This is a genomic window from Enterococcus sp. AMC1623, from assembly GCF_058216495.1.
On record NZ_CM177096.1, the window covers coordinates 2061051 to 2082468 of the forward strand.

General features: G+C 37.0%; 17 protein-coding genes. 1 reads left to right on the forward strand and 16 read right to left on the reverse strand.

Going from position 1 to position 21418, the window contains the following annotated elements; translation table 11 throughout:
* Nucleotides 1–131 precede the first annotated feature (131 nt).
* The 7 genes from AC4BC7_RS10015 to AC4BC7_RS10045 form a co-directional block, all read right to left on the reverse strand.
* The gene (locus AC4BC7_RS10015; RefSeq protein ID WP_490502768.1) at nucleotides 132–1508 is read right to left on the reverse strand and encodes an amino acid permease; all 1377 of its coding nucleotides are present in this window, start codon (nucleotides 1506–1508) and stop codon (nucleotides 132–134) included.
* A gap of 25 nt (nucleotides 1509–1533) precedes the next feature.
* Nucleotides 1534–2394 carry a GRP family sugar transporter gene (locus AC4BC7_RS10020; RefSeq protein WP_207871605.1) on the reverse strand — a complete coding sequence of 287 codons (861 nt, stop codon included), beginning with the start codon at nucleotides 2392–2394 and terminating at the stop codon, nucleotides 1534–1536.
* A gap of 99 nt (nucleotides 2395–2493) precedes the next feature.
* Complete coding sequence (sapS, locus tag AC4BC7_RS10025; protein WP_207871606.1) at nucleotides 2494–3519, reverse strand: two-component system sensor histidine kinase SapS; 1026 nt, start codon at nucleotides 3517–3519, stop codon at nucleotides 2494–2496.
* An 8-nt stretch (nucleotides 3520–3527) separates the two neighbouring features.
* A complete protein-coding gene (gene sapR, locus AC4BC7_RS10030; RefSeq protein WP_207871607.1) occupies nucleotides 3528–4202 on the reverse strand; it encodes a two-component system response regulator SapR in 675 nt (224 codons plus the stop codon).
* Between the two features lie 109 nt (nucleotides 4203–4311).
* Nucleotides 4312–5802, reverse strand: coding sequence for a phosphohexomutase domain-containing protein (locus AC4BC7_RS10035; protein ID WP_490502769.1), 1491 nt, complete (start codon nucleotides 5800–5802; stop codon nucleotides 4312–4314).
* Between the two features lie 105 nt (nucleotides 5803–5907).
* Nucleotides 5908–7689, reverse strand: coding sequence for an ABC transporter ATP-binding protein (locus AC4BC7_RS10040; protein ID WP_490502770.1), 1782 nt, complete (start codon nucleotides 7687–7689; stop codon nucleotides 5908–5910).
* Complete coding sequence (locus AC4BC7_RS10045; protein WP_490502771.1) at nucleotides 7690–9429, reverse strand: ABC transporter ATP-binding protein; 1740 nt, start codon at nucleotides 9427–9429, stop codon at nucleotides 7690–7692.
* Between the two features lie 175 nt (nucleotides 9430–9604).
* On the opposite strand from AC4BC7_RS10045, the gene AC4BC7_RS10050 reads away from it, so the two are divergent.
* Nucleotides 9605–10432: an AraC family transcriptional regulator gene (locus tag AC4BC7_RS10050; protein WP_490502772.1), complete on the forward strand. Its 828-nt coding sequence runs from the start codon at nucleotides 9605–9607 to the stop codon at nucleotides 10430–10432.
* A gap of 18 nt (nucleotides 10433–10450) precedes the next feature.
* On the opposite strand, the gene AC4BC7_RS10055 is transcribed toward AC4BC7_RS10050, so the two are convergent.
* The 9 genes from AC4BC7_RS10055 to prmA form a co-directional block, all read right to left on the reverse strand.
* Nucleotides 10451–12097, reverse strand: coding sequence for a phosphoenolpyruvate carboxykinase (ATP) (locus tag AC4BC7_RS10055; protein ID WP_490502773.1), 1647 nt, complete (start codon nucleotides 12095–12097; stop codon nucleotides 10451–10453).
* A gap of 91 nt (nucleotides 12098–12188) precedes the next feature.
* Complete coding sequence (locus tag AC4BC7_RS10060; protein ID WP_490502774.1) at nucleotides 12189–12683, reverse strand: methylated-DNA--[protein]-cysteine S-methyltransferase; 495 nt, start codon at nucleotides 12681–12683, stop codon at nucleotides 12189–12191.
* Between the two features lie 126 nt (nucleotides 12684–12809).
* Nucleotides 12810–14294, reverse strand: a complete 1485-nt coding sequence (locus AC4BC7_RS10065) for a PASTA domain-containing protein (RefSeq protein ID WP_490502775.1) — start codon at nucleotides 14292–14294, stop codon at nucleotides 12810–12812.
* Complete coding sequence (locus AC4BC7_RS10070; RefSeq protein WP_207871615.1) at nucleotides 14287–14961, reverse strand: ABC transporter ATP-binding protein; 675 nt, start codon at nucleotides 14959–14961, stop codon at nucleotides 14287–14289. The genes AC4BC7_RS10065 and AC4BC7_RS10070 overlap by 8 nt, the downstream gene beginning before the upstream one ends.
* A gap of 13 nt (nucleotides 14962–14974) precedes the next feature.
* The gene (locus AC4BC7_RS10075; protein ID WP_490502776.1) at nucleotides 14975–16480 is read right to left on the reverse strand and encodes an ABC transporter permease; all 1506 of its coding nucleotides are present in this window, start codon (nucleotides 16478–16480) and stop codon (nucleotides 14975–14977) included.
* A gap of 400 nt (nucleotides 16481–16880) precedes the next feature.
* Nucleotides 16881–17324, reverse strand: coding sequence for a D-aminoacyl-tRNA deacylase (gene dtd, locus AC4BC7_RS10080; protein ID WP_207871617.1), 444 nt, complete (start codon nucleotides 17322–17324; stop codon nucleotides 16881–16883).
* A 4-nt stretch (nucleotides 17325–17328) separates the two neighbouring features.
* A complete protein-coding gene (locus AC4BC7_RS10085) occupies nucleotides 17329–19542 on the reverse strand; it encodes a RelA/SpoT family protein (RefSeq protein ID WP_207871618.1) in 2214 nt (737 codons plus the stop codon).
* Between the two features lie 169 nt (nucleotides 19543–19711).
* Nucleotides 19712–20461 carry a 16S rRNA (uracil(1498)-N(3))-methyltransferase gene (locus AC4BC7_RS10090; protein WP_016174136.1) on the reverse strand — a complete coding sequence of 250 codons (750 nt, stop codon included), beginning with the start codon at nucleotides 20459–20461 and terminating at the stop codon, nucleotides 19712–19714.
* 1 nt (nucleotide 20462) lies between these two features.
* Entirely contained in the window at nucleotides 20463–21410 is a 948-nt protein-coding gene (gene prmA / locus AC4BC7_RS10095; protein WP_490502777.1) for a 50S ribosomal protein L11 methyltransferase, read from the reverse strand.
* Between the last annotated feature and the right edge of the window lie 8 nt (nucleotides 21411–21418).

Below are 21418 nucleotides of genomic sequence, written 5' to 3' on the forward strand. Positions count from 1 at the left end.
ATGGCAATCAAGATGTTTTTGGTTCGCTTTTTCATATCGCTCCTCCTTTTCGCTACTTCTAGTGTAACACAGATAAATTTCCGCCTGCTAAAACAAAAAAAACTGTTGGCACCTTTAACGTGCCAGCAGTCTTATTTTTTATTTAAGTGACTATGTTGATACCCATACACAAAATAAATAAGTAATCCTAAAGCAATCGTAATTCCAAAAACAATCCATGTGACTGCACTAAAACGTGTCATTAAAAAAACACAGGCAATCACTGATATAATCGGTAATAAGGGTACAAAAGGGACTTGAAATTCTCCTTTTTTAGGTGTCCCCAGTTGCTTGCGTAAGCGTAAAATCCCTAAAGACATCATCACCAAACACGCTAATGCGCTAATATTTGTTAACTCTGCCAAAATCGTCAAGGGAAAAGCTGCCGCAAAGAATAAAGCAATTCCACCTGCTACATAGGTGGCATTTTTAGGTGTTCGACGTTTTTCATCAATCTTTTGTAAAAAGCTAGGTAACAAACCATCTTTGCTGATTGCATAAATCAAACGTGCTAACGAATACAACATCGAAATAGTTACGGTTAATAAGGTTAAAATTGCTCCCACAGAAATAATGGAACCAACCACTCCTTGATCAACATAACGCATCGCAAATGCAACAGGATCACCAATTCCTAATTGTTCGAACGGCACAATTCCGGTTAAAATCATGGTTACGGTGATATACAGCAATGTCGCAATCACAATTGCCCCAATAATCCCTTTAGGAATATCTTTTTGAGGATTTTTTACTTCTTCTGCAGCCATTGAAATGGCATCAAATCCTAAGAAAGCAAAAAATACCAAAGCGGCACCATCCATTATCCCTTTCATTCCATTGGGCATAAAAGGTTGCCAATTAGTAGGATCCACGTAGAAAACACCTACTGCAATAAATAAAATGATGATGCCAAATTTCACCCAAACCATCAAATTATTTAATCGTAAAGCTTTTTTCGCTTCCTGAGTTACCCACAAGGTGATAAAGACGACGACTAATGCAGCAATCAAATCAATATAGGTGCCTTCTTGGGGATTGTAGCTGGCAGTTAACGCTTTTGGCAACGAAAGGTTAATACTTCCCAAAAAGCCTTGCAAATAACCAGACCAGCCTGACGCAACCGATGACACAGCTAACATGTATTCGCAAATTAAAAACCAACCTGCCATCCAGGCACTTAATTCTCCAAAAACGACATACATGTAGCCGTATGGTCCACCAGAAATGGGAACTCGTGAGGCAAATTCAGCAAAACATAAACCACTTAATATCACAACAATCGCAGCAACAATAAATGAAACACTTAATGCAGGTCCTGCGTAATTGGCTGACGCTTGTCCTGTTACTACAAAAATGCCGGTACCAATGACCGCGCCAATTCCAAGCATAATCAAATCTTTTAGCGTTAGCTCTTTCGTTAAATAGCTTACGACCTGTTTATTCACTGACTTTTTTCTAAATATCTTCATGTGTCCTCCATCTGTTAAGTCCTTATTACGCTGCCTTTAAGTAACCTAACAATAATCCGCCAATGATGACCATGAAACAACCCAGAATCACATAACGGAACTCCTTCTTCGTTTTACTTTCTCCTAAAATAAAAATACCGCCTAATGTCGAGATGATAATTCCCATTTGTGATAAAGAGAAGCCAATTGCTAAACCGATTTGTTGGACGGTCATCAACATACAAATATTACCGATACCCCATAGTAACCCTGAAGCCATATTTTTCCACACGAAAGAATCAATAGTTACTTTTTTAAAGGCAAACATACTGGCACCAACTATCATCCCCATACTTTGAGGGAGAATAATTGCCAATGGATCTAATTCTGCCCACGTAATGATAATCGTGTAGGCACCATATCCAATTGTTGAAAAAATTAAGGCTCTAAATCCTTTACCAAAATCATAGAAACGACCGGTTTTTTCTTTTTCATCATCTTGGCGAGCAGTTAAATACGCACCAAACACTAAGAAGAATAACGCTAAGATTCCAATCGTAAAATCACGGGTTTGCGTCCACTCATGGAAAAAGACAGCTCCTGCTAAAGTGTTCAATGCAAGCTGCATCCCAGTTGACATAGGTAATCCCACCGATACCCCCATGTATTTCATGCCATGGAATTGTCCATTTTGTCCAACAGACCAAAATAGTCCAGATAAGAAGCCTATCAAACAAATCCACGGGGTGATGGTTGGTTGTAAAGTAATAAATAATACGAGAGAAAATAGAAACGCACCAATCGTCATTCCTAATGTTTGTTGATTGGCATCGCCACCAATTTTCCCACTAACTAGCCCAATACTTCCCCAAGCAAGCATTGGTACTAACGCAATTAAAATAGTCATATGAACTCCATTCTGTTAAAAATTAATAAAAATACCGTATTAGTCTAACAATGAATGCCTGATTATGACAAGAGTAACATGTGTTATATGAGAGAACTTTTAGCGTTCTTCTTCATAGTAACTTAGCATAGGGAAAAATAAGATCATCTTGGTGCCGATACCCACTACAGATTCTGCGGTTAACTCCACTCCTAGTTGCTTCGCTAAATTTTTAGCCAAATATAATCCAAGTCCAGTTGAATGCGTCTGCGCGTTTCGACCATTTTGTCCAGTAAATCCTTTATCGAAAATTCGCCGCATATCCTCTTCTGGAATACCGATACCGCTATCTTCAATTTCCAATTGCACCCCTTCGCGTTTCTTTTGCAAATGAATCGTAATGGTGCCATTTTCCAATGTATATTTAATTGCATTACTCAATAACTGGCGAAAAATAAAACTAATCCATTTTGGGTCAGTCAATACCTGCTGATCCTCGCCTTCTACAGTGAAACGAATATTTTTTTGAATAAAATAATTGGCTTGACTCCGTAAGACAGGTTGAATTATTTGTTTAAGGGATGTTTCTTGAATTAAATAATCCTTCGTAAAACTATCCAAACGAGCGACATAAAGAACTTGGTCAACATATTCATCAATGCGATGCAATTCATTTTCTAATGCAATGTATTTATTATCATCAATATCAAATTCAATCGAGCGTAATAATAACTGACTAGCTGCTAACGGTACCTTGATTTCATGGACCCATGAATCAATATAATCTTTTTGTTCGTCTTGGTTGGTGACTACCTGTTGCATATTCTCTTGATGTTCACGAATGACTTGGTTAATAAATTCTTGTTCTAAACGCTCTTCTTTACTTCTGGCAGTTGAAAGATATTTTTGCAACACACTATCGCCTTTGTGAAAGGAAAGCTCTTGCCACCAACGTCGCTTCGATAAATAATGAACAGCTAACATAATGCCTAAAACCACACTTTGCATTAAAATTAAATACCAAAATGTCCCTGTACTTAGCTGCACACCAGGTGATAGCCAAATAACAAACATGGTTAGCACCACAAAAAGAAACCAGCCGATAAATACCCACCACTGATCTTTTAAATAGTTAAAAATATTCATCGCTCACCTCACGGAATAATATAGCCTTGACCAACCTTCGTCTCAATATATCCTTCGACTCCTGCTTGTTCGATTTTACGACGCAATCGATTGATATTCACCGTTAACGTATTATCATCCACGAAGCGTTCATCGTCCCATAGTGCGCGTAATAATTTCTCGCGACTCAAAATTTTCCCATGATTTTTCATTAAGATATACAATAAACGATATTCATTTTTACTTAAATCAATCACTTCCCCATTTACGTCAACACTACCGTTATCCACATTTAATACTAAACCATTGTGACTAATTGTCTCGCTATTGTTTTCAACATAATTATATGATCGACGCAACAATGCATTAATTTTGGCAACCAACACATCGAGTTCGAATGGTTTAGTAATAAAATCGTCCGCTCCCATATTCATCGCCATAATCATATCCATATTGGTATTTCGACTTGAAATAAAAATAATTGGAACTTTTGAGATCTCACGAATTTTTTGACACCAATAATATCCGTCAAACACTGGTAAATTAATATCCAATAAAATCAATTGAGGGTCTTCGGTTTTAAAATCCAACAAAACTTGATGAAAATCAGTCGTCCCAAATGTTTCAAATTGCCATTTTTCTAATTCTTCCATAATTAACTGACGAATCACTGCTTCGTCTTCTACAATCATAATTTTTGCCATGTTCGTGCCTCCTTGTCTTCTTTACTGTACCAAATTTCTAGTATTTAGACCATTGATAATCCATACAAAAAAGCCAAGAATTCTATTTCTAAAATTCTTGACTTTTTATTTAAATAAGTGGCAATAATTTTTCTTGATTAACCTCTTCATAAGCCTTTAAAAATTGATGAATTTCACGTAAGACACTTGGAATAATGCCAGCTTCATCATTTTCTACTTGTAAAACTAAGAGTGGTTCATGCAAGCTCATGCGCAATAAGAACCAACCAGATCCAAAATCATCTGATAGTTTAAAGCGAATACCTTCATCGTTTTCAGGGTCAACCGTCCAACCAGCAACTTGATGGTTAGCAAGATCTTGAATCACTGCTTCGCCTAGTTTACGATATTCATCGGCTTCCAATTTAAAACGTACTTCTTGTGCTTCGGCGGGTTGTTTTAAATCAGCAATTAAACCTTCCAATGTTTGATTTTCAGCTTGTAATTGTGGCAATAACATTAGAATTTTGGCAATCACATAGGCACCGTCATCTAAGAAATAATTTTCTTTAAAGGCCGCATGACCACTCGTTTCGATAGCTAATTGAGAATCAACACCAGCTTCATTTAACTGAATCGCTTTGTTAATGACATTCCGATACCCTGAAATGTAACGAACCTGTTTCCCATTTAGGGCTTCAATAAAGGCCTTTAAATGGTCTGTGGTTGGCGAATTGGTTACAATACTTGTTCCAGGATGTTCAGCTAACACAATTCGGCTCAAGACAGCAATTAAATTATTTCGATTTAACACATCTCCCGTTTTAGTAACAACTGCTGAACGATCGACATCCGTATCAAAAATAACACCTAAATCGGCTTGATTTGCTAAAACAGCTGCTTGAATACTTGCCATCGCCTCTTTGTTATCTGGATTGGGAATATGGTTAGGAAAATTCCCATCTGGTTCCAAAAATTGCGAACCAGTTGTATCTGCTCCCAATGGTGCTAACACTTGATCTGCAAAGAAACCGCCAGCGCCATTTCCAGCATCTACAATAATGTTTAATCCTTTTAATGGTTCTTGCGGTGCGCCCTCAATTCCTTGACGAATTTTTTGAACTAAATCGTTGGCATACGGTGTTAAAATGTCGGCTTGGCGCACACTGCCTTTTTCGGCGTTAATTTCATCGGTATGACTTAAAATAAATTGAATATCTTCTTTTTCAGCGCCACCTTGGCGACTAAATATTTTGACACCATTAAAGTAATAAGGTAAGTGACTCGCTGTCAGCATGACACCTGCATGACAAGCAAATTCTGGAAATTGTGTACTCATAAACATTGCGGGAGTTGTCGCTAAATTAAAATCAATTACATCCACTCCTTGACGAGTCAGCGCATCAATTAAGGCTGTTTTTAGACTGGCTCCACTTAAACGACTGTCTTGCCCAATTCCAACAACAAGCGGTGTCTCATCTACTTTGGTACGTAACCAATGAATCAAACCTGAAGCAATTTTTTCCATCGCAGCTGGTGTTAAATTAGCTGGATACTCTTCGGTCGCAATCGCAATACCGCGAATGTCTGAACCATTTTGCAATTTTTCTAATGCTGTCATGTGTTTTCCCCCTTCAATCATGTTGCGCTTTCATTATAACAAAAAAAATCGCATCTATCGCGCTTTTTAGGTATTTTTTACTAAAAAGTTTGATAGATGCTTTTTTTAATTAGTATGAATCAAATCATATTGCGATTGATATAAATGATGATATTTGCCTTTTAGAGTCATCAATTCATCATGCGTTCCTGCTTCAACAATTTGTCCTTGATCTACATAAAAGATCTGAGAACTATTTTTAATTGTTGATAGTCGGTGAGCGATAATAAATGATGTCCGACCTTTTAATAATTCCTGCAACCCTTTTTGCAAAAGCTCCTCTGTTTTTGTATCAATGCTAGATGTTGCTTCATCTAAAATCAAGATTTTAGGATCTGCCAATAATGCACGTGCAAAAGAAATCAATTGACGTTGTCCTGCAGAAAGGGTGCTTCCTCTTTCTTCCACGACCGTTTGATAGCCATCTTTTAATTCTGAAATAAAGTCATGCGCACGTACAATTTTTGCTGCTGCAATGATCTCCTCTTCGGTTGCATCTAATTTTCCATAGCGAATATTTTCTAAAATCGTGCCACTGAAAACAAACGTATCCTGCAGCATCACACCCATTTGCGTTCTTAGAGAATGTAAGGTCACCTCTCTGACATCATAACCATCCACCTTAACGCTCCCTTCATTAACATCATAAAAACGACTCAATAAATTGATAATCGTGGTTTTCCCTGCCCCAGTTGGCCCCACTAATGCAATGGATTGCCCTGGAGTAATATGAAACGACACATGATTTAAAATATTTTTGCCTTCTTCATAACGGAAAGTCACTTCATCAAAATCAACTTGTCCTTTAATCGATGGTAAAATTTTCGCATCTGGCGCATCTTGAATATCCGGTACTTCATCCATTGTCTCAAAAATTCGTTCTAAATAAGCTGTTGCGGTTACTAAAGAGTTGTAAAAGTTTCCAATACTAATAACCGGATTCCAAAAGTTATTAATATAACCAATAAACGCAATCAATGTCCCCGTTGAGACATCCACGCCCATTTGACGAATCCCTAAAAAATAAATCAAACAAGTGGTTAATACAGAGATATTTTGAACACCTGGCCATAATAAAAATTGGATTTTGACAGCGTGCATCCACGAGGTTCGAAATTCTTCACTGACTTCATTAAAAACTTCATAATTCTTTTTCTCACGTGCAAAAGATTGGGTAATTTTAATACCAGCAATACTTTCATGAATGTAGGCATTCAGATTGGATTGCTTATTACTCAACGCTTGATAAGCTTTTCGTTGCTGACTCGTAATTACCATCACCAAAACAAACAAGACTGGCAACAGCGCTAGACTGTATAAAGTTAATTTGACATCGATAAAAAACATAAAAATCAATGTAATAATCACACTAAAAATATCTGAAATTAAATTAATGAGACCGTTACTTAACAAATCACTTAATGTATTGATATAGTTGACCACGCGAATCAAAATTTTCCCGTGTGGACGATTATCAAAGTATGAAAACGGCAAGCGTTGCAAATGTTCAAAAATTGAAGAACGCATATCTTTTAAAATATCTTGACCGATTTCAGTAATCGCCAAAATTCGGTATTTCATACACCAGGCAATCACAACCAACGAGACTAAAAAGATTGCGCCTAACCCTAATAATAATTGAACGTTCCTTTGGGGAATGACATCGTCAATCGCAATTTTAGTGAAATAAGGTCCTAACATTCCAGCCGTATTTGCTAAAATAATGACAAATAGGACTTTAAAAATTGCTGTTTGATAAGGTTTGATATACCCTCCTAGTCGCTTATAATGCGACCAGTTAAATTCGCGGGTTAATTCCTCATCCACATCAAATTTATTTCGTGCCATCTATTCCACCTCCCCATCAACTAAACCCAGTTGTTTCTGATAAACATCATAATAAAAACCTTTTTTCGCAACCAGTTCTTGATGTGTTCCGGCTTCGATAACTCGTCCTTTTTCCATCATTAAAATCAAATTGGCTTCACGAACAGACGAAATCCGGTGAGCAATAATAAAGGTCGTTTTCGCATCCGTTAATGCAGTTAATTCTTTTTGAATTTTAGACTCTGTTTCCATATCCACCGCAGATGTTGTATCATCCAAAATCAAAATTGCTGGATCTTTCGCTAACGCTCGCGCTAGAGAAATCCGTTGTTTTTGCCCACCTGATAAACCAACACCACGTTCGCCAACAATCGTTTCATATCCTTCTGGCATTCGGCTGATAAAATGATGAGCATCAGCAATTTCAGCGACTCGTTGGATATAAGCTTCATCCGCATAAGGATTACCAAAAGCAATATTATCTTCAATCGTATCCGAAAATAAAAAGACATCTTGCATAACCATCGAAATATTTTCGCGTAATTGTCGGACTGGATAACTTTTCGCATCTTTCCCATCAATCAATACACGGCCATTAGTTGGATCATAAAACCGTGCCACTAAATTGACTAACGTTGTTTTACCTGAGCCGGTTTCACCTAAAATTCCTAAGGTTTGACTAGGGGCAATTTTAAATGAGACATCTTCTAAGACGTTACTATTTGGATCATCTGAGAAATGGAAAGAGACATGGTCGAATTCCACATATCCTTGAATAGTTACCTCATCTTCGCCTTCCACTGGAATGGTTGCTTGAGTATTCATCATTTGACGAATCTTAATACATGACGCAGAAAAACGTTGCACATCATTAATCAACCAGCCGCTCATGCGCATAGGTTGATTGAGCATCCATAAAAAACCGTTAAAGGTAATCAGATTCCCTAGTGACATCTCCCCTTGAATGACAAACCAACCACCCAAAATCAAGGTCGTTAAATTTAAACTGCCTGCGAGCATATCCAACCAAGGTAAATATTTTGCCGATACTTTAGCAGATTCCATGTTTTTTTGTTTATAATCTTCATTGTAAGCATGGAATTTTTCAATTTCATAAGGCTCTCTAGCAAATGCTTTAACGACACGGTTCCCACCAATATTTTCTTCTACCATCGAATTCAAACGAGAAAAACTTTCACGAATTTCAAAGAAGACTGGATGCGCTTCTTTTGACATTTTCATCGTTAAGAAATAAATAATTGGCGTAATCACCACTAATGCAACCATTAAAGGAAAATTAATGGTTCCCATCATAATGATAGCTGTCGCAAACCATAACACACATTCAATAATGTTATAAGACACCCACGAAACAAAATGACGAATAGCATCCGTATCTCCAGTCATTCGTGCCATAATATCGCCTACACGTGTATGGTTAAAAAAGTCAAAATCTAATTCTTGTAGCTTTTTATACATATCTTTCCGTAATTGAAACAATACATTTTGACCAATACGCTCAAAAATCATTTGATACGCATAACGAACAATGGTCCTAAAAAGTGTAATTCCAATCATCACGCCTAGTAGCGGCAACAATAATTGACCTTTTCCTTGTTCAATAACTTGATCGACCAGCATCCCTGAAACAACTGGATTTACGATGATTAAAATGGAATTCACGACCACAAAAATAAGAGCTATAAGCAGACGAACTTTATAAACTTTGGCGTAATTCCAAATCCATTGGAAATTATTCATAGACATCCCTCCAAACTGTCCTTTGTATTCACTATCATACCGTTATAATTTTCAATTAGAATGGAATATTCTAGTTAGAAAGATGGAGATTTTTGCCATATTTAAAATAGGTATTTTCTGCTTTTCATTAATCAAGTTGTTATTTTACGCTATAATAAAAAAAAGAGGTGAGTGAATGGACATCCAAGAGTTTAATCCAAAAATTTATTATGCATTTGATGTGTGGAATCCTGAAAACAATGCCAACGGGAAACACCATCATGATTTTTTCGAAATTTCTATTATTTTAGAAGGTGAAGCATCTTATTTTTTTAACCAGCAGTGGCAAACCGTACGAGGTGGCGATATTTTATTATTTAATCCAGGCGTTGAACATGCCGAACGTCAACTGCCTAAAACTTATTCGCATCAACTGCATATCGGGATTGGTAGCTTCAAATTGGAAGGGCTTTCCGAAAATACTTTTCCCAATCAAGAAATTATTTTAACTAGTCAAGAAGACCAAATTAAAGTCTTTGACAAAGCTTGGCAACTAATCAACGAATTCGGTCACCATAATATCAACTTGATTTGTAAAGGATTGATCTACGAAATGATGGGGTTGATTTTACGTTGTTTAGAACAAAATGAACAAACTGAGCCTTCTATTTTAAGTAAAAACGAACGACTCAAACAAGCGGTTCAACTGATTATTACGTACATTGAAAATAACTATGCCCAAGAAATTACAATTGAACAATTAGCAACAACTCATTATGTCAGTCCAACCTATTTATCTAAAATTTTTAAAGAAGTGACCGGCGTTTCGCCGATTAATTATTTAATTTTGATTCGTTTACAACAAGCACGACAACTTTTAATGACAGAAGAATATCCAATCAAAGAGATTGCTCGTGCCGTGGGTTATGAAGATGCCTACCATTTTAGCAAATCCTTCAAAAAGCAATACGGTGTTTCGCCCTCTGCCTTACGCCAAAAAAATTCGCAGGAAATGCCTCGATAACACATTTCCTGCGAATTTTTATTTCATTCTCTTTAAGGAATCAATTACATTTTCCATCGCTTGTGCAGCTTCTTCTGGTAAACGGTTGAAGTCATTTTGCTTTAATATGAAATCAAGTCGGTTTTGCATTCTTGCTTGCACTTTTTCCAAATAAGTCACCTGGGTAAAATCAACGACAAAATCATCTAAAGGTAAATAACTTAATCCGTCAATTGAATCAAATGGTACAAAAGCGTCGGGTTGTTCAATAATTGTTTCAATACTTGCCAACGTTACCTTTGCGGGAATATTTTTGCCATTAAACGCATCTGTATTTAAGATATAACAATCTGTCGCTTGCTTTTGAAATAACTCACGAAAATTTTGATAATCTTCACCTAAAGGATAACTACGGAAAGGATTAGCATATGGTTCAATAACTAGCGCCTCCAAGTCAACCTCTCCGACTAAATTTTCTGCTGTACTTCGTTTGGTTGCTAATGTTAACCCAAATACAGCTGCCAAAACTGGATCGTCGATTTTAACAACCGGGGGTAAACTGTCATCTTTCATAATCCAAAAAATAGCATCAATTTTTTCAGTAATCACATCTACACGATTTTTCGTGACAAATCGCGATTTAACTGTTCGCCCATTGCTATTACGAATATCTTCTAAGACTGGAACTTTCCGGCCTTGTTCATCTAATGTGACACCCACATTTTGCATCGTTAAAAAATATTCTACGCGACTATCCGTTAGTGGATAATCTTGGACTTTATCAAAATAAGCAGGCTCCAAAGCAATTGTGGTTTCCGTCTCTTTATGGATAACAAAAGCGTCATCATGCAATACATCCACATGATAGCGGCCACGATGTTTGGTTAAAGTAATCGTGGACTTTCCCGAACCTGAAAGTCCAAAAGCTGCCATCGTAAATTGTCTATCGGTTAATTGATATTGTTTTAGCCCACCGTGACATGCCACGAAATTATTTCGATGGGCGGTTGCCCACGCCAAAGTTAACGTTCCTTTTTTTAATTCACCAAAATAACGCAATCCCAAAATTGCTGCGACATTATGAATGGGGTCAAATAAGGCTAACCCATGAGGAAAATCTGGATGCGCCCATTCCGGATTGGCAAATAGATAGATATCATTTTCTTTAAGTGGTTTGGAATGTTGATACCGCGTACGCCACTGGGCTGTTTCAATTTGAAAATTCAATAAATACGAATAGAGATTTAATTCAAAGCCTTTTGGTACTAACACATGACTACGAATCATGAATTCTTCATGTAAACCAACAATCGCATTGCCTTGATAAAATGTTTGTTTGGTTGCTTGATACATCGCTTCACGTAATAAGGCATCATAATATTTTTGATCCACACCTGGCTGACCAATAATCACCCGTGCCGCTGATGTCCGTCCCACAATCTTACCATCATTGCCTACAAGCATTTTTGCATCTGCAGGTAACGCTAACTTATCCGCATGCTTAACCGGTAAATCTGTAACAATGGTACCTGGTGCCTTTGCCGCCTTATAGTAAGCGCTTTCTAAATCAGATACAAGTTCGACATTGTTTCCATAAAATATCGTTTCAATTAATGTTTTCGTACTCGAAAATAATGGATTTTCCGGACGAATGTCTGTTTGCTCGAATTGTTGAATAGATCCCATTTCCTCACTCCTCTACAAATAAATAAAAAATTCTGATAATTCTATTATATCGGAAGTTGGGATTGTATACAAAAAAACGAGCAATTGCTCGTTAAAAACAGGCATGCCCTTCAATTGTTAATAGGCGACGTTTCAATGGTAATCCGCCACGAAAGCCTGTCAATGAGCCATCTTTTCCTAAAACTCGATGGCAGGGAACTACAATTAAGAGCGGATTTCTTCCCACTGCATTAGCAACCGCACGAACAGCCGTTGGGCGACCAATGTTTTCTGCCAACGCACTATAGGTGGTGGTGGTTCCATAAGGCACCTTTAACAATTCTTGCCAAACTTGTTTTTGGAAATCAGTACCAATTAAATCAATCGCAAATGGAAATGACGTCCCTGTCTGTGCAAAATAATCTTTGAGTGGTTGAACATAACTAGCGACTTTTTGGCTATCCGTAATCACTTGATACCCTTTAAAAAATTTAGGTATATCTTCATCGTTCGTTACTAAATCAAAATAAGCTAAACCGTAGTCCGTTGCGGCAAAAGTATACTCTTGGTCACCAATTATTGCGGTCGTCGTATATAATAGTTTCATTGAACGTTCCTACTTTCTATCTTATCTACTTGGTATATTCTAACCAAAATATAGCATATCTTATTGCGAAAAACAAACATACGTTCCTAAAAAATAAACCGAAGCAAAAAATGCTTCGGTTTATTTTTATTCATTTATTGGATTATCTTCTGCTGGTTCTTCAGTTTCTAAAGTGGGTGTTTCAGGCGTTTCGGGAATTTCGTCCACTTTTGGTTTCAAATTCCCTAAGCTAATCCCAATATTAATCGTAGCTTCAATTGGTAAAAATTGACCATATTGACTCATTTCGACGACTGTTCCTTTAGGTTCAGAAGAATCGACATAATAAACGGTATAATAAATATATGCACCTTTGGATTGATATTCATCAAAGAAGAGTTTTGGTAAATCTCCTTCATTCGTGCTGCCACGTAAATCCTTCATATAGGGACGACCTTGCGAATAAACCACTTCTACAGGCGGAATCGTATCCCCTTCTGTATATTCTTTTCCTGGTTCCACTGATTGGCTAATGAATTGACCATATGGCACATCCGATGAAAATAGATTTTTAATCATCACTGGTACTTTAGATTCAATGCTACTTGCCTCTTCCAATGTATAGGTTGCATAATCAGGAACAACAATCGCTTTGCCTTTTGAAATGTGTACGACAATTTCCTCTTGTTTCGCGATTTTTGTTCCTTTTCCGGTTTCTTGTGAAATAACAGTATCTACCGCAACATCATTAGAAAAATCTTTAATGGTTTTTAGCTTCACTTCATTTTTCTTCGTCCAGTCTGTTACTTCAGATAGATCTTTACCTTTAAAATCCGGAACTTCAATATTTTTTTCAAATACTTCTTTTCCTTTTGAATAGTAGATGGTTAAACGATCTTTTCGTTTATATTCTTCTAATTTTAATTCTTTATTTGCTGCTTCTTGTTTGATAAATTCGCCTTTAGCCACTTTGTCATCGAACGACTCTAGCAACGTAATATTTTCGGCTTTATGTTCTGTAATCCAATCAGAAGCGGCGGTGTTATCCATCGATTTAAAATCTGGCAGGGCAATTTTTTCTTCTGGATCTGCTCCAAGACTACCTTTAATCGTTAAGGTTTTACCTTTTTTAATTTTTTTATCTGGAGCAACAGCTTGAGAAATTACGTTGTTAACTTCCGTATCAAAATCGTATTCTTGATCGACTTTAATGACTACTCCATTTTCAGTTCCCCAAGTACGCACCTCAGAAATTTCTTTTTTGACAAAATCTGGAACTTTCACGTGGGTCAATTGATAATAAGTGAAAAACAAAGCGATTGCTGCCAAAACTGCCGCCAAACCAATAAAAAGATATTTTTTTCGTTGGCGTTTTTGATAGGTTGGATCAAATTCAGTCTCCTCCGTTTGAAAACGACTGACCGTTTTTTCTTCTGATTTAGGTTTAGCTTTGCGTATTGCTTCTTTAGACGGCGGTGTTTCTTTGATGGGTTCTGAGACCTTCTTTTCTTCAACAGGTTCAGAAGACACCGTTTCTTCTAGATTTTCTTCAGGTTCAGAGGTCTTTTTTGCCGTCTCTTTTTTTTGCCCATCATAATTATTTTTCGTAAAGTTAGAAAGAAAATCACTCATATGGTTTCAACACACCTTTTCTCAAGTACAACATTTCATCTGCTTGTTGGGCAATTTCATTAGAGTGAGTCACCATAATCACGCATTTGTTATGTGCGTGAGCTAATTCTTTAAAAATATCAACAATTTCTTGTTCCATTTCTTCATCTAAATTTCCAGTTGGTTCATCTGCTAAAATAATATCCACATTCGTAGCCAAAGCTCGCGCAATCGCCACACGTTGTTGTTCTCCACCTGATAATTGATTGACTAAACGATCGGCTTTATCACGAGTAATACCAATATAATCCAACAAATTATAAGCAACTTCACGATGATTGTCCGGCAATTTATTATCAGTAATTGACATTGGAACTAAGACGTTTTCGACTGCTGTTAAATAAGGAATCAAGTTATAACTTTGGAAAATAATACTAATTTCATCCCGACGATACTTATCATAACCTAATGCCTTAATGTCTTTACCATTAAGCAAAATTTCGCCTGATTTTGGCGAATCTAACGCACTAATTAATGATAAAAAGGTTGTTTTTCCTGAGCCAGATTGACCTAAAATAGCATAGAACGTTCCTTTTTCAAAAGACACAGACGTCTCTTTTAAAATATAACGGCGTTGATCGCCATCTTGATAAAAATAATCAACATTTTTTGTTTCCAATAAAGTCATTATTTCATCCCCCTTACATCATAATTTTTTTCGGATTCAAGCGTAGAATATAAAGCAATGGTAAAATTGCTGAAAGCAAGACTGTTCCTAAGCCTAATAGTAAATAACTAATAATATAGCCAACTGAGAACGTCACTTTATAAGCTGATTGAATATCTTCATAAGAAACGTTTGGTGTATTTAACGAATAACCACCCATATAGCCACCCATCATATCACTAGAATTATTTAACCAATCTGTTTGTAACAATGAATTTGATACTGCACCACCTAATAGATTTCCTGTTATTAGTGAAAGTACCAAAGCGATAATACTTGTTAGTAACAACTCAACAATAATTTGACCAATGATTTCCGTACGACTTTCACCTAAGGATAGATAGATGCCTAATTCATGTTTACGGTCACGCAAGAATAACAACACCACTAATGAAATAATTAAAATCGTTGCTAAAGCTGCAATAATTACGACATATTTTGAAATAGTACCTAATTTTTTCATTCCACCTGCGATTTGATCGTATTGATCGGTTGAGGCAAAGACTTGGTAATATTCATTACTAATTAATGCATTCGCTTCTTCACGAAATGCTTCTACATCATCAATTGATTTCAAGACATAGGTTACTTGATAATATTCTTGCGATTCTTGTAAGGCGAGGTCTTCTTCACTCATATTCCAAAACTTTTGAGACTGTTCTTTATTTAAAGCCTTGACTAATTCATTTGGCATATAAATGGTGTTAATTTGTTCCGTCGCACGCCATTCATCTTCGCCATTGTCTTCGCCTTTATTTTTCTCTGTGTTTTCTTTTTTTACGACCGAGAAGATTCCACCAACTTTAACTGGAAAATCGAACGTGAGAACTTCAGGTGTCGCAGGTTCCTCACTCTCTTCTTCCATCGGCTCTTCGGAATAAGCTTGCTCAGATACATCAAGTGCTACTTGATCCCCGACAGAAAGATTATTTGCTTCAGCAACTTCACGACTGATTAACACTGTATTTTCTCCGTCTTTAATAGCCTTATCAGTAAAGGTTTCGCCACTCTCCAACTTAATAATACCTTCTTCAAGATCCACAACTTCTTTACGGTTTACACCTTTGATGTTAAGACCGTATTTATAGGGACCGCCATAACTAACGCTACCTTCCTCTGATGAATAAGCTTTAAATTTATTGGTTCCAATATATCCAGGAATGGACATATCATAATATCTAACATAAGATAATTTGCCAATTGCTTCTAATTCTTTCATTGATGGTGGTTTAGCCCACTCATCGCCTTCAAATTTCTCTGGATTTTTTTGTTGCTCTTTTTCCAGCTTTTCATAATCCATGTCAACAGTTGCTTGCGATCCCATCTGTTTCTTGGTTTCTTTTTCAACGTTTTCTGTGGATTGTTGAATTGCCACTGCCCCCGCAATAACATTCCCTAAAATAAAAATAACTAAAAATAAAATAAAAGAGCGCCCTTTTCTTCGTGTCACACTTTTCAGTGCTCGTTGCCAAAATTTCATCTTTCAGATCCTCCATATCACATCACATTTTTATTCATTATTCCATAGATACAAAAGGCTTACAATCATTTTTATAAGCTTTTCACATACATTTGTTGTCTTTTTAAACAAAAAAAATCAAACATCTTCTCAAAAGAACCCTGTTTCTGCGGTTTTATTAGAGTTTTTTTCTTAAAAAATTCCCTTTTAACAGGAACTAACAGTTTTGTAAGACATGAACGAATGAATAAATTTGGGTATTTAAGTTGATTATACCTTTTTTCACTGTAGCAGAACCATTTTCTCCCTGAACGTCGCTAATTCTTGCCTGAACGTAAAATATACACTGTTTTTTTATTGTTTGATTGTTAACGAAAAAAACTGTGGTTCGTTTCCAATAGATGGAACGAACCACAGTTTTTTATTCACGTGTATCAAAAATAATTGTTACTGGACCATCATTAACTAGAGCGACTTTCATATCTGCACCAAACTTACCCGTCACAACAGGTATTTGTAATTGACGTAAACCTTCATTAAAAGCCTCGTACAAAGGAACTGCTACTTCTGGGCGAGCCGCTTTGATAAAGCTTGGTCGATTGCCCTTCTTGGTTTCAGCGTATAAAGTAAATTGAGAGATACTTAAAATACTTCCTGCCACAGCATCAATGCTGCGATTCAATTTCCCCTCGTCATCTTCAAAAACCCGTAATTTAGCGATTTTTCCGACTAAATATTCTACATCTGCTTGGGTATCTTCCGCATGAATGCCTAATAAAATCATGTATCCTTGCTCGATAGTCCCTGTAATTTCACCCTTAATTTTGACACTTGCTTCACTTACTCGTTGAACAACTGCGCGCATTTTTTTATCCTTTCACACGATGAACACTGTACACGTCTGGTACTTGTTTCAGTTTATCGGTAATTGTTTGTAAATGGGATAGGTTTTGAATTGAAACTGATAGACGAATCGTTGCTTGCTTGTCTTTATCTGAACGTGCAGTGACACCGAGTAATTTTTTCGATTGTGAACTAATAACTTGTAGCACATCATTTAATAAACCGGAGCGATCATAACCATGAATTTCTAAGTCAGCTGCATATTCTTTTTGATTGCTAGAAGTATCTTCCCACTCTACTTCAATCAAACGGTTCTCATTTTCAGGAGCATTCGTCACATTGGGACAATCGGCACGATGAATAGAAATCCCACGTCCTTTCGTGATATAACCCACAATGTCATCACCAGGAACTGGATTACAACAACGACTCATGCGAATTAATAAATTTTCTACACCTTGAATGACGACGCCGCCTTCATGACGAATTTTCATTTTTTCCGGTTCTTTTTTCGCCGGCTTATTCATAATTTCTTGCATGCGTTGTTTATCTTTTTCGATTTGTTGTTCTCGACGCTCTTCTTCTGTTAAACGATTGGCTAAAGTTGTTGGGCTAACTTCACCGTAACCCACTGCTGCAAACAAATCATCTTCTGTATGGTAATTATAGCGTTGCAACGCTTCTTGCATTTTAGCTTTAGAGAGCATTTCTTTAGGAACGAAGCCTAAATCTTGCAACGCTTTGACTACTGCTTCGTGTCCTTTTTCGATGTTTCCTTCACGATCTTGTGTTTTAAAGAAACGTTTTATTTTATTTTTCGCTTTGCTTGTTGCGACTAATTTTAACCAGTCACGACTTGGTCCAGATGAATTAGCCGAAGTCATAATCTCTACAATATCACCTGTTTTCAATTTATAGTCCAATTGAACCATTTTGCCATTCACTTTGGCTCCAACTGTCTTACTTCCAATATCGGTATGAATATTATAGGCAAAATCAAGCGGACCAGACCCTTTTGGTAATTCAGAGACATCTCCTTTTGGTGTAAAGACATAGACCTTATCACTAAAGATATCTCCTTTAACCCCTTCCATAAACTCAGAAGCATCAAAACTTTCATCTTGTAGCTCTAAAATTTCCTTAAACCAACCAACCTGTTGAGTCATGGCATCTGGTTTGATTTCTTCGGTGTGTCCTTCTTTGTATGCCCAGTGAGCCGCAACCCCAAATTCGGCAATTTCATGCATTTCATGGGTCCGAATTTGAATTTCGATTGGATTGCCATTCGGACCAATCACTGTCGTATGGATGGATTGATACATGTTTGCTTTTGGCATAGCAATATAGTCCTTGAAACGTCCCGGCATAGGTTTCCATCTCGTATGAATCGCACCTAAAACTGCATAACAGTCTTTGATAGAATCGACAATTACACGAATAGCTAATAAATCATAAATCTCATCAAATTGTTTTTTCTTATCCACCATTTTGCGATAAATAGAATAAATATGTTTGGGACGACCATAAATTTCCGCATAAATATCGAGTTCTTCTGTCGCTAGACGAATTTCTTCAACTGTTCCTTCCACATACGCTTCACGTTCCTCACGTTTGGTTTGCATCAAGTGAACAATACGATAATATTGATTTGGGTTTAAATAACGCAACGAACGGTCTTCTAGCTCCCATTTAATTCGACTAATCCCTAGACGATGTGCGAGAGGGGCATAAATTTCCATTGTTTCTTGGGCAATCCGTCGTTGCTTATCTTCACGCAAATGATTTAATGTCCGCATATTGTGCAAACGGTCGGCCAGTTTCACCATGATCACGCGTAAATCTTGTGCCATTGCTAACAACATTTTGCGGTGGTTTTCTGCTAATTGCTCCTCATGCGATTTGTACATAATTTTTCCTAATTTAGTAACGCCATCCACTAGCATCGCCACATCAGGTCCGAATTCTGCTTTTAAGTCATCTAAGGTCACATCTGTATCTTCGACAACATCATGTAAAAATCCTGTCGCCACAGTATGAGGATCCATATGTAATTCTGCTAGAATCCCCGCAACTTGAATGGGGTGAATAATATAGGGTTCGCCAGATTTACGAAATTGTCCTTCATGCGCCTTGGTTGCGTAATCCAACGCTTTTTGGACAAACGCGACATGCTCTTTACTCATATAATAAGAGACAAGTTTTACCACTGTTGGGCCTGACATAATCGTTTCTTTAGCCATTGTAGGAACCTCCTTTGAGAAAAAAGGTCTGGACAAACGCCCAGACTCTTCTTGGTTATACTTGTATACAAGAGACCGATTGGGAATTTCTATCCCTAAGTACCAGTTATATTATACAAATTTTCCGTGTTTTTTTCAAACCTGTAAAACCAAAGTTATCAAGGAATTTTTACATTAATTCTAATTGATAACTCGCCGCACTTAATAAATAAAACGGCGCTGTTTCTGCTCGTAAAATACGAGGACCTAAGCCACAAAGTTGTCCATTCATTGCAACCAATGTTTCAATTTCTTGAGGAGCAAGTCCGCCTTCTGGTCCGAATATAGCCAATAAACGGGTACCTTTTTCCACCTTTTGCAAAATACGGGCAAGCTGTGCATGTTCTCCTTGTTTCGCAGATTCCTCATAGGCAACAACAATGACGTCATAGGTAGCTACTTTTTCTAAAAATTCTTTTTCGGTTGCCAAAAGCTCAACAATCGGGGTTACTTGACGGTGTGATTGTTCCGCTGCTTCTTGAGCAATTTTTTCTAAGCGTTGTTGTTTTTTTGCTAATTTTTTAGCATCCCATTTTACTACCGAGGTTTTGGCTGGAAAACCGATAAACCCTGCTGCGCCTAGTTCCGTTCCCTTTTGAACCACTAAATCTAATTTATCACCCTTTGGATACCCACTTGCAATTGTAATCGAAATTGGTAGTTCTTTTTCTTGTTGCTCTTTTTCAATTTCTTTTAAGATAACACTAGCATCGGTAATCGCACTAATTTCAGCAATAATCGACAATTGATTTTGAAAGGCTAAATACACTTGTTGTCCAGTATTCATGCGCATGACACGGACCATATGATGGTAAGGTTCCCCCGTTACTTCATATTGTTCTTTAGGTGTATAGTTTTCAGCTAAAAAATATCGTTGCATCTTAATCTTCCTCAGGTTTCTTCAAAATGATGGCATACCAATCTTTTTGTTGGAAAACTTGGTCAACTTCAAAACCTTGCGCTTCAAGGGTATCAATAACCATTTGTTTTTTCTCATGGATAATTCCGGAAACAATTAACGTACCATCTGATTTCAACAAACGCCATGCATCAGGTACCATCAAAACAATGATATCCGCTAAAATATTTGCTACAATGACATCGGCTGGCGTTTCAATACTTTTCAATAAATCGTTGGCACTTACGGACACATCACTAGCAATTGGATTTAAGTCCATATTTTCTTGTGCAGCTTGCACGGCAACCTCATCTAAATCAAAGGCGTGAACGTCCTTAGCTCCTAAATATTTACTTGCAATACTTAACACGCCTGAACCCGTCCCAACATCTAATACAGTTTCTCCTCCACGCAAGGTTACTTCTAATGCTTGAAGTGTTAAACGAGTGGTTGGATGTGTGCCTGTACCAAAAGCCATCCCAGGATCTAAAGTAATAATTTTTTCGTCGGTATGTTGAGCTGTATATTCTTCCCAACTTGGAACAATAGTCAAATAACGTGAAATGCGTACCGGGTGGTAATATTTTTTCCATGCAGTTGCCCAGTTTTCTTCTGCTACTTCGCTGACAGTTACTTCATTTTTGCCAATTGCTAAACCGTATTCAGGTAATTTAGCCACTTCTTCACGAATAAAAGGTAAAATTTCGGGTAAGAAAATTATTTCAGGAAAATACGCTGCTACATATGCCCCTTCTTTTAACGAGGTAATAGTTTCTTTGTCCAAGAGTTCTCCATATGCATCACCTTGAAAGTTTTCTATATCTAGGGCGTCTTCAATGGCTACTCCACTTGCGCCAGCTTCCATTAAAATATTAGCTACCGCTTCTACCGCTTCACTTGCAGTTTCGATTTTTACTTCATTCCACTTCATTCTTTTTA

Excerpts from the sequence above, each read along its gene's own strand:
- sapS (WP_207871606.1), bottom strand. The coding sequence starts at position 3,519 with ATGAATATTTTTAACTATTTAAAAGATCAGTGGTGGGTATTTATCGGC.
- AC4BC7_RS10090 (WP_016174136.1), bottom strand. The coding sequence starts at position 20,461 with ATGCAACGATATTTTTTAGCTGAAAACTATACACCTAAAGAACAATAT.
- AC4BC7_RS10045 (WP_490502771.1), bottom strand. The coding sequence starts at position 9,429 with ATGAATAATTTCCAATGGATTTGGAATTACGCCAAAGTTTATAAAGTT.
- AC4BC7_RS10015 (WP_490502768.1), bottom strand. The coding sequence starts at position 1,508 with ATGAAGATATTTAGAAAAAAGTCAGTGAATAAACAGGTCGTAAGCTAT.
- AC4BC7_RS10085 (WP_207871618.1), bottom strand. The coding sequence starts at position 19,542 with ATGGCTAAAGAAACGATTATGTCAGGCCCAACAGTGGTAAAACTTGTC.
- prmA (WP_490502777.1), bottom strand. The coding sequence starts at position 21,410 with ATGAAGTGGAATGAAGTAAAAATCGAAACTGCAAGTGAAGCGGTAGAA.
- AC4BC7_RS10055 (WP_490502773.1), bottom strand. The coding sequence starts at position 12,097 with ATGGGATCTATTCAACAATTCGAGCAAACAGACATTCGTCCGGAAAAT.
- sapR (WP_207871607.1), bottom strand. The coding sequence starts at position 4,202 with ATGGCAAAAATTATGATTGTAGAAGACGAAGCAGTGATTCGTCAGTTA.
- AC4BC7_RS10075 (WP_490502776.1), bottom strand. The coding sequence starts at position 16,480 with ATGAAATTTTGGCAACGAGCACTGAAAAGTGTGACACGAAGAAAAGGG.
- AC4BC7_RS10020 (WP_207871605.1), bottom strand. The coding sequence starts at position 2,394 with ATGACTATTTTAATTGCGTTAGTACCAATGCTTGCTTGGGGAAGTATT.
- AC4BC7_RS10050 (WP_490502772.1), top strand. The coding sequence starts at position 9,605 with ATGGACATCCAAGAGTTTAATCCAAAAATTTATTATGCATTTGATGTG.
- AC4BC7_RS10065 (WP_490502775.1), bottom strand. The coding sequence starts at position 14,294 with ATGAGTGATTTTCTTTCTAACTTTACGAAAAATAATTATGATGGGCAA.
- AC4BC7_RS10035 (WP_490502769.1), bottom strand. The coding sequence starts at position 5,802 with ATGACAGCATTAGAAAAATTGCAAAATGGTTCAGACATTCGCGGTATT.
- AC4BC7_RS10060 (WP_490502774.1), bottom strand. The coding sequence starts at position 12,683 with ATGAAACTATTATATACGACGACCGCAATAATTGGTGACCAAGAGTAT.
- dtd (WP_207871617.1), bottom strand. The coding sequence starts at position 17,324 with ATGCGCGCAGTTGTTCAACGAGTAAGTGAAGCAAGTGTCAAAATTAAG.
- AC4BC7_RS10070 (WP_207871615.1), bottom strand. The coding sequence starts at position 14,961 with ATGACTTTATTGGAAACAAAAAATGTTGATTATTTTTATCAAGATGGC.
- AC4BC7_RS10040 (WP_490502770.1), bottom strand. The coding sequence starts at position 7,689 with ATGGCACGAAATAAATTTGATGTGGATGAGGAATTAACCCGCGAATTT.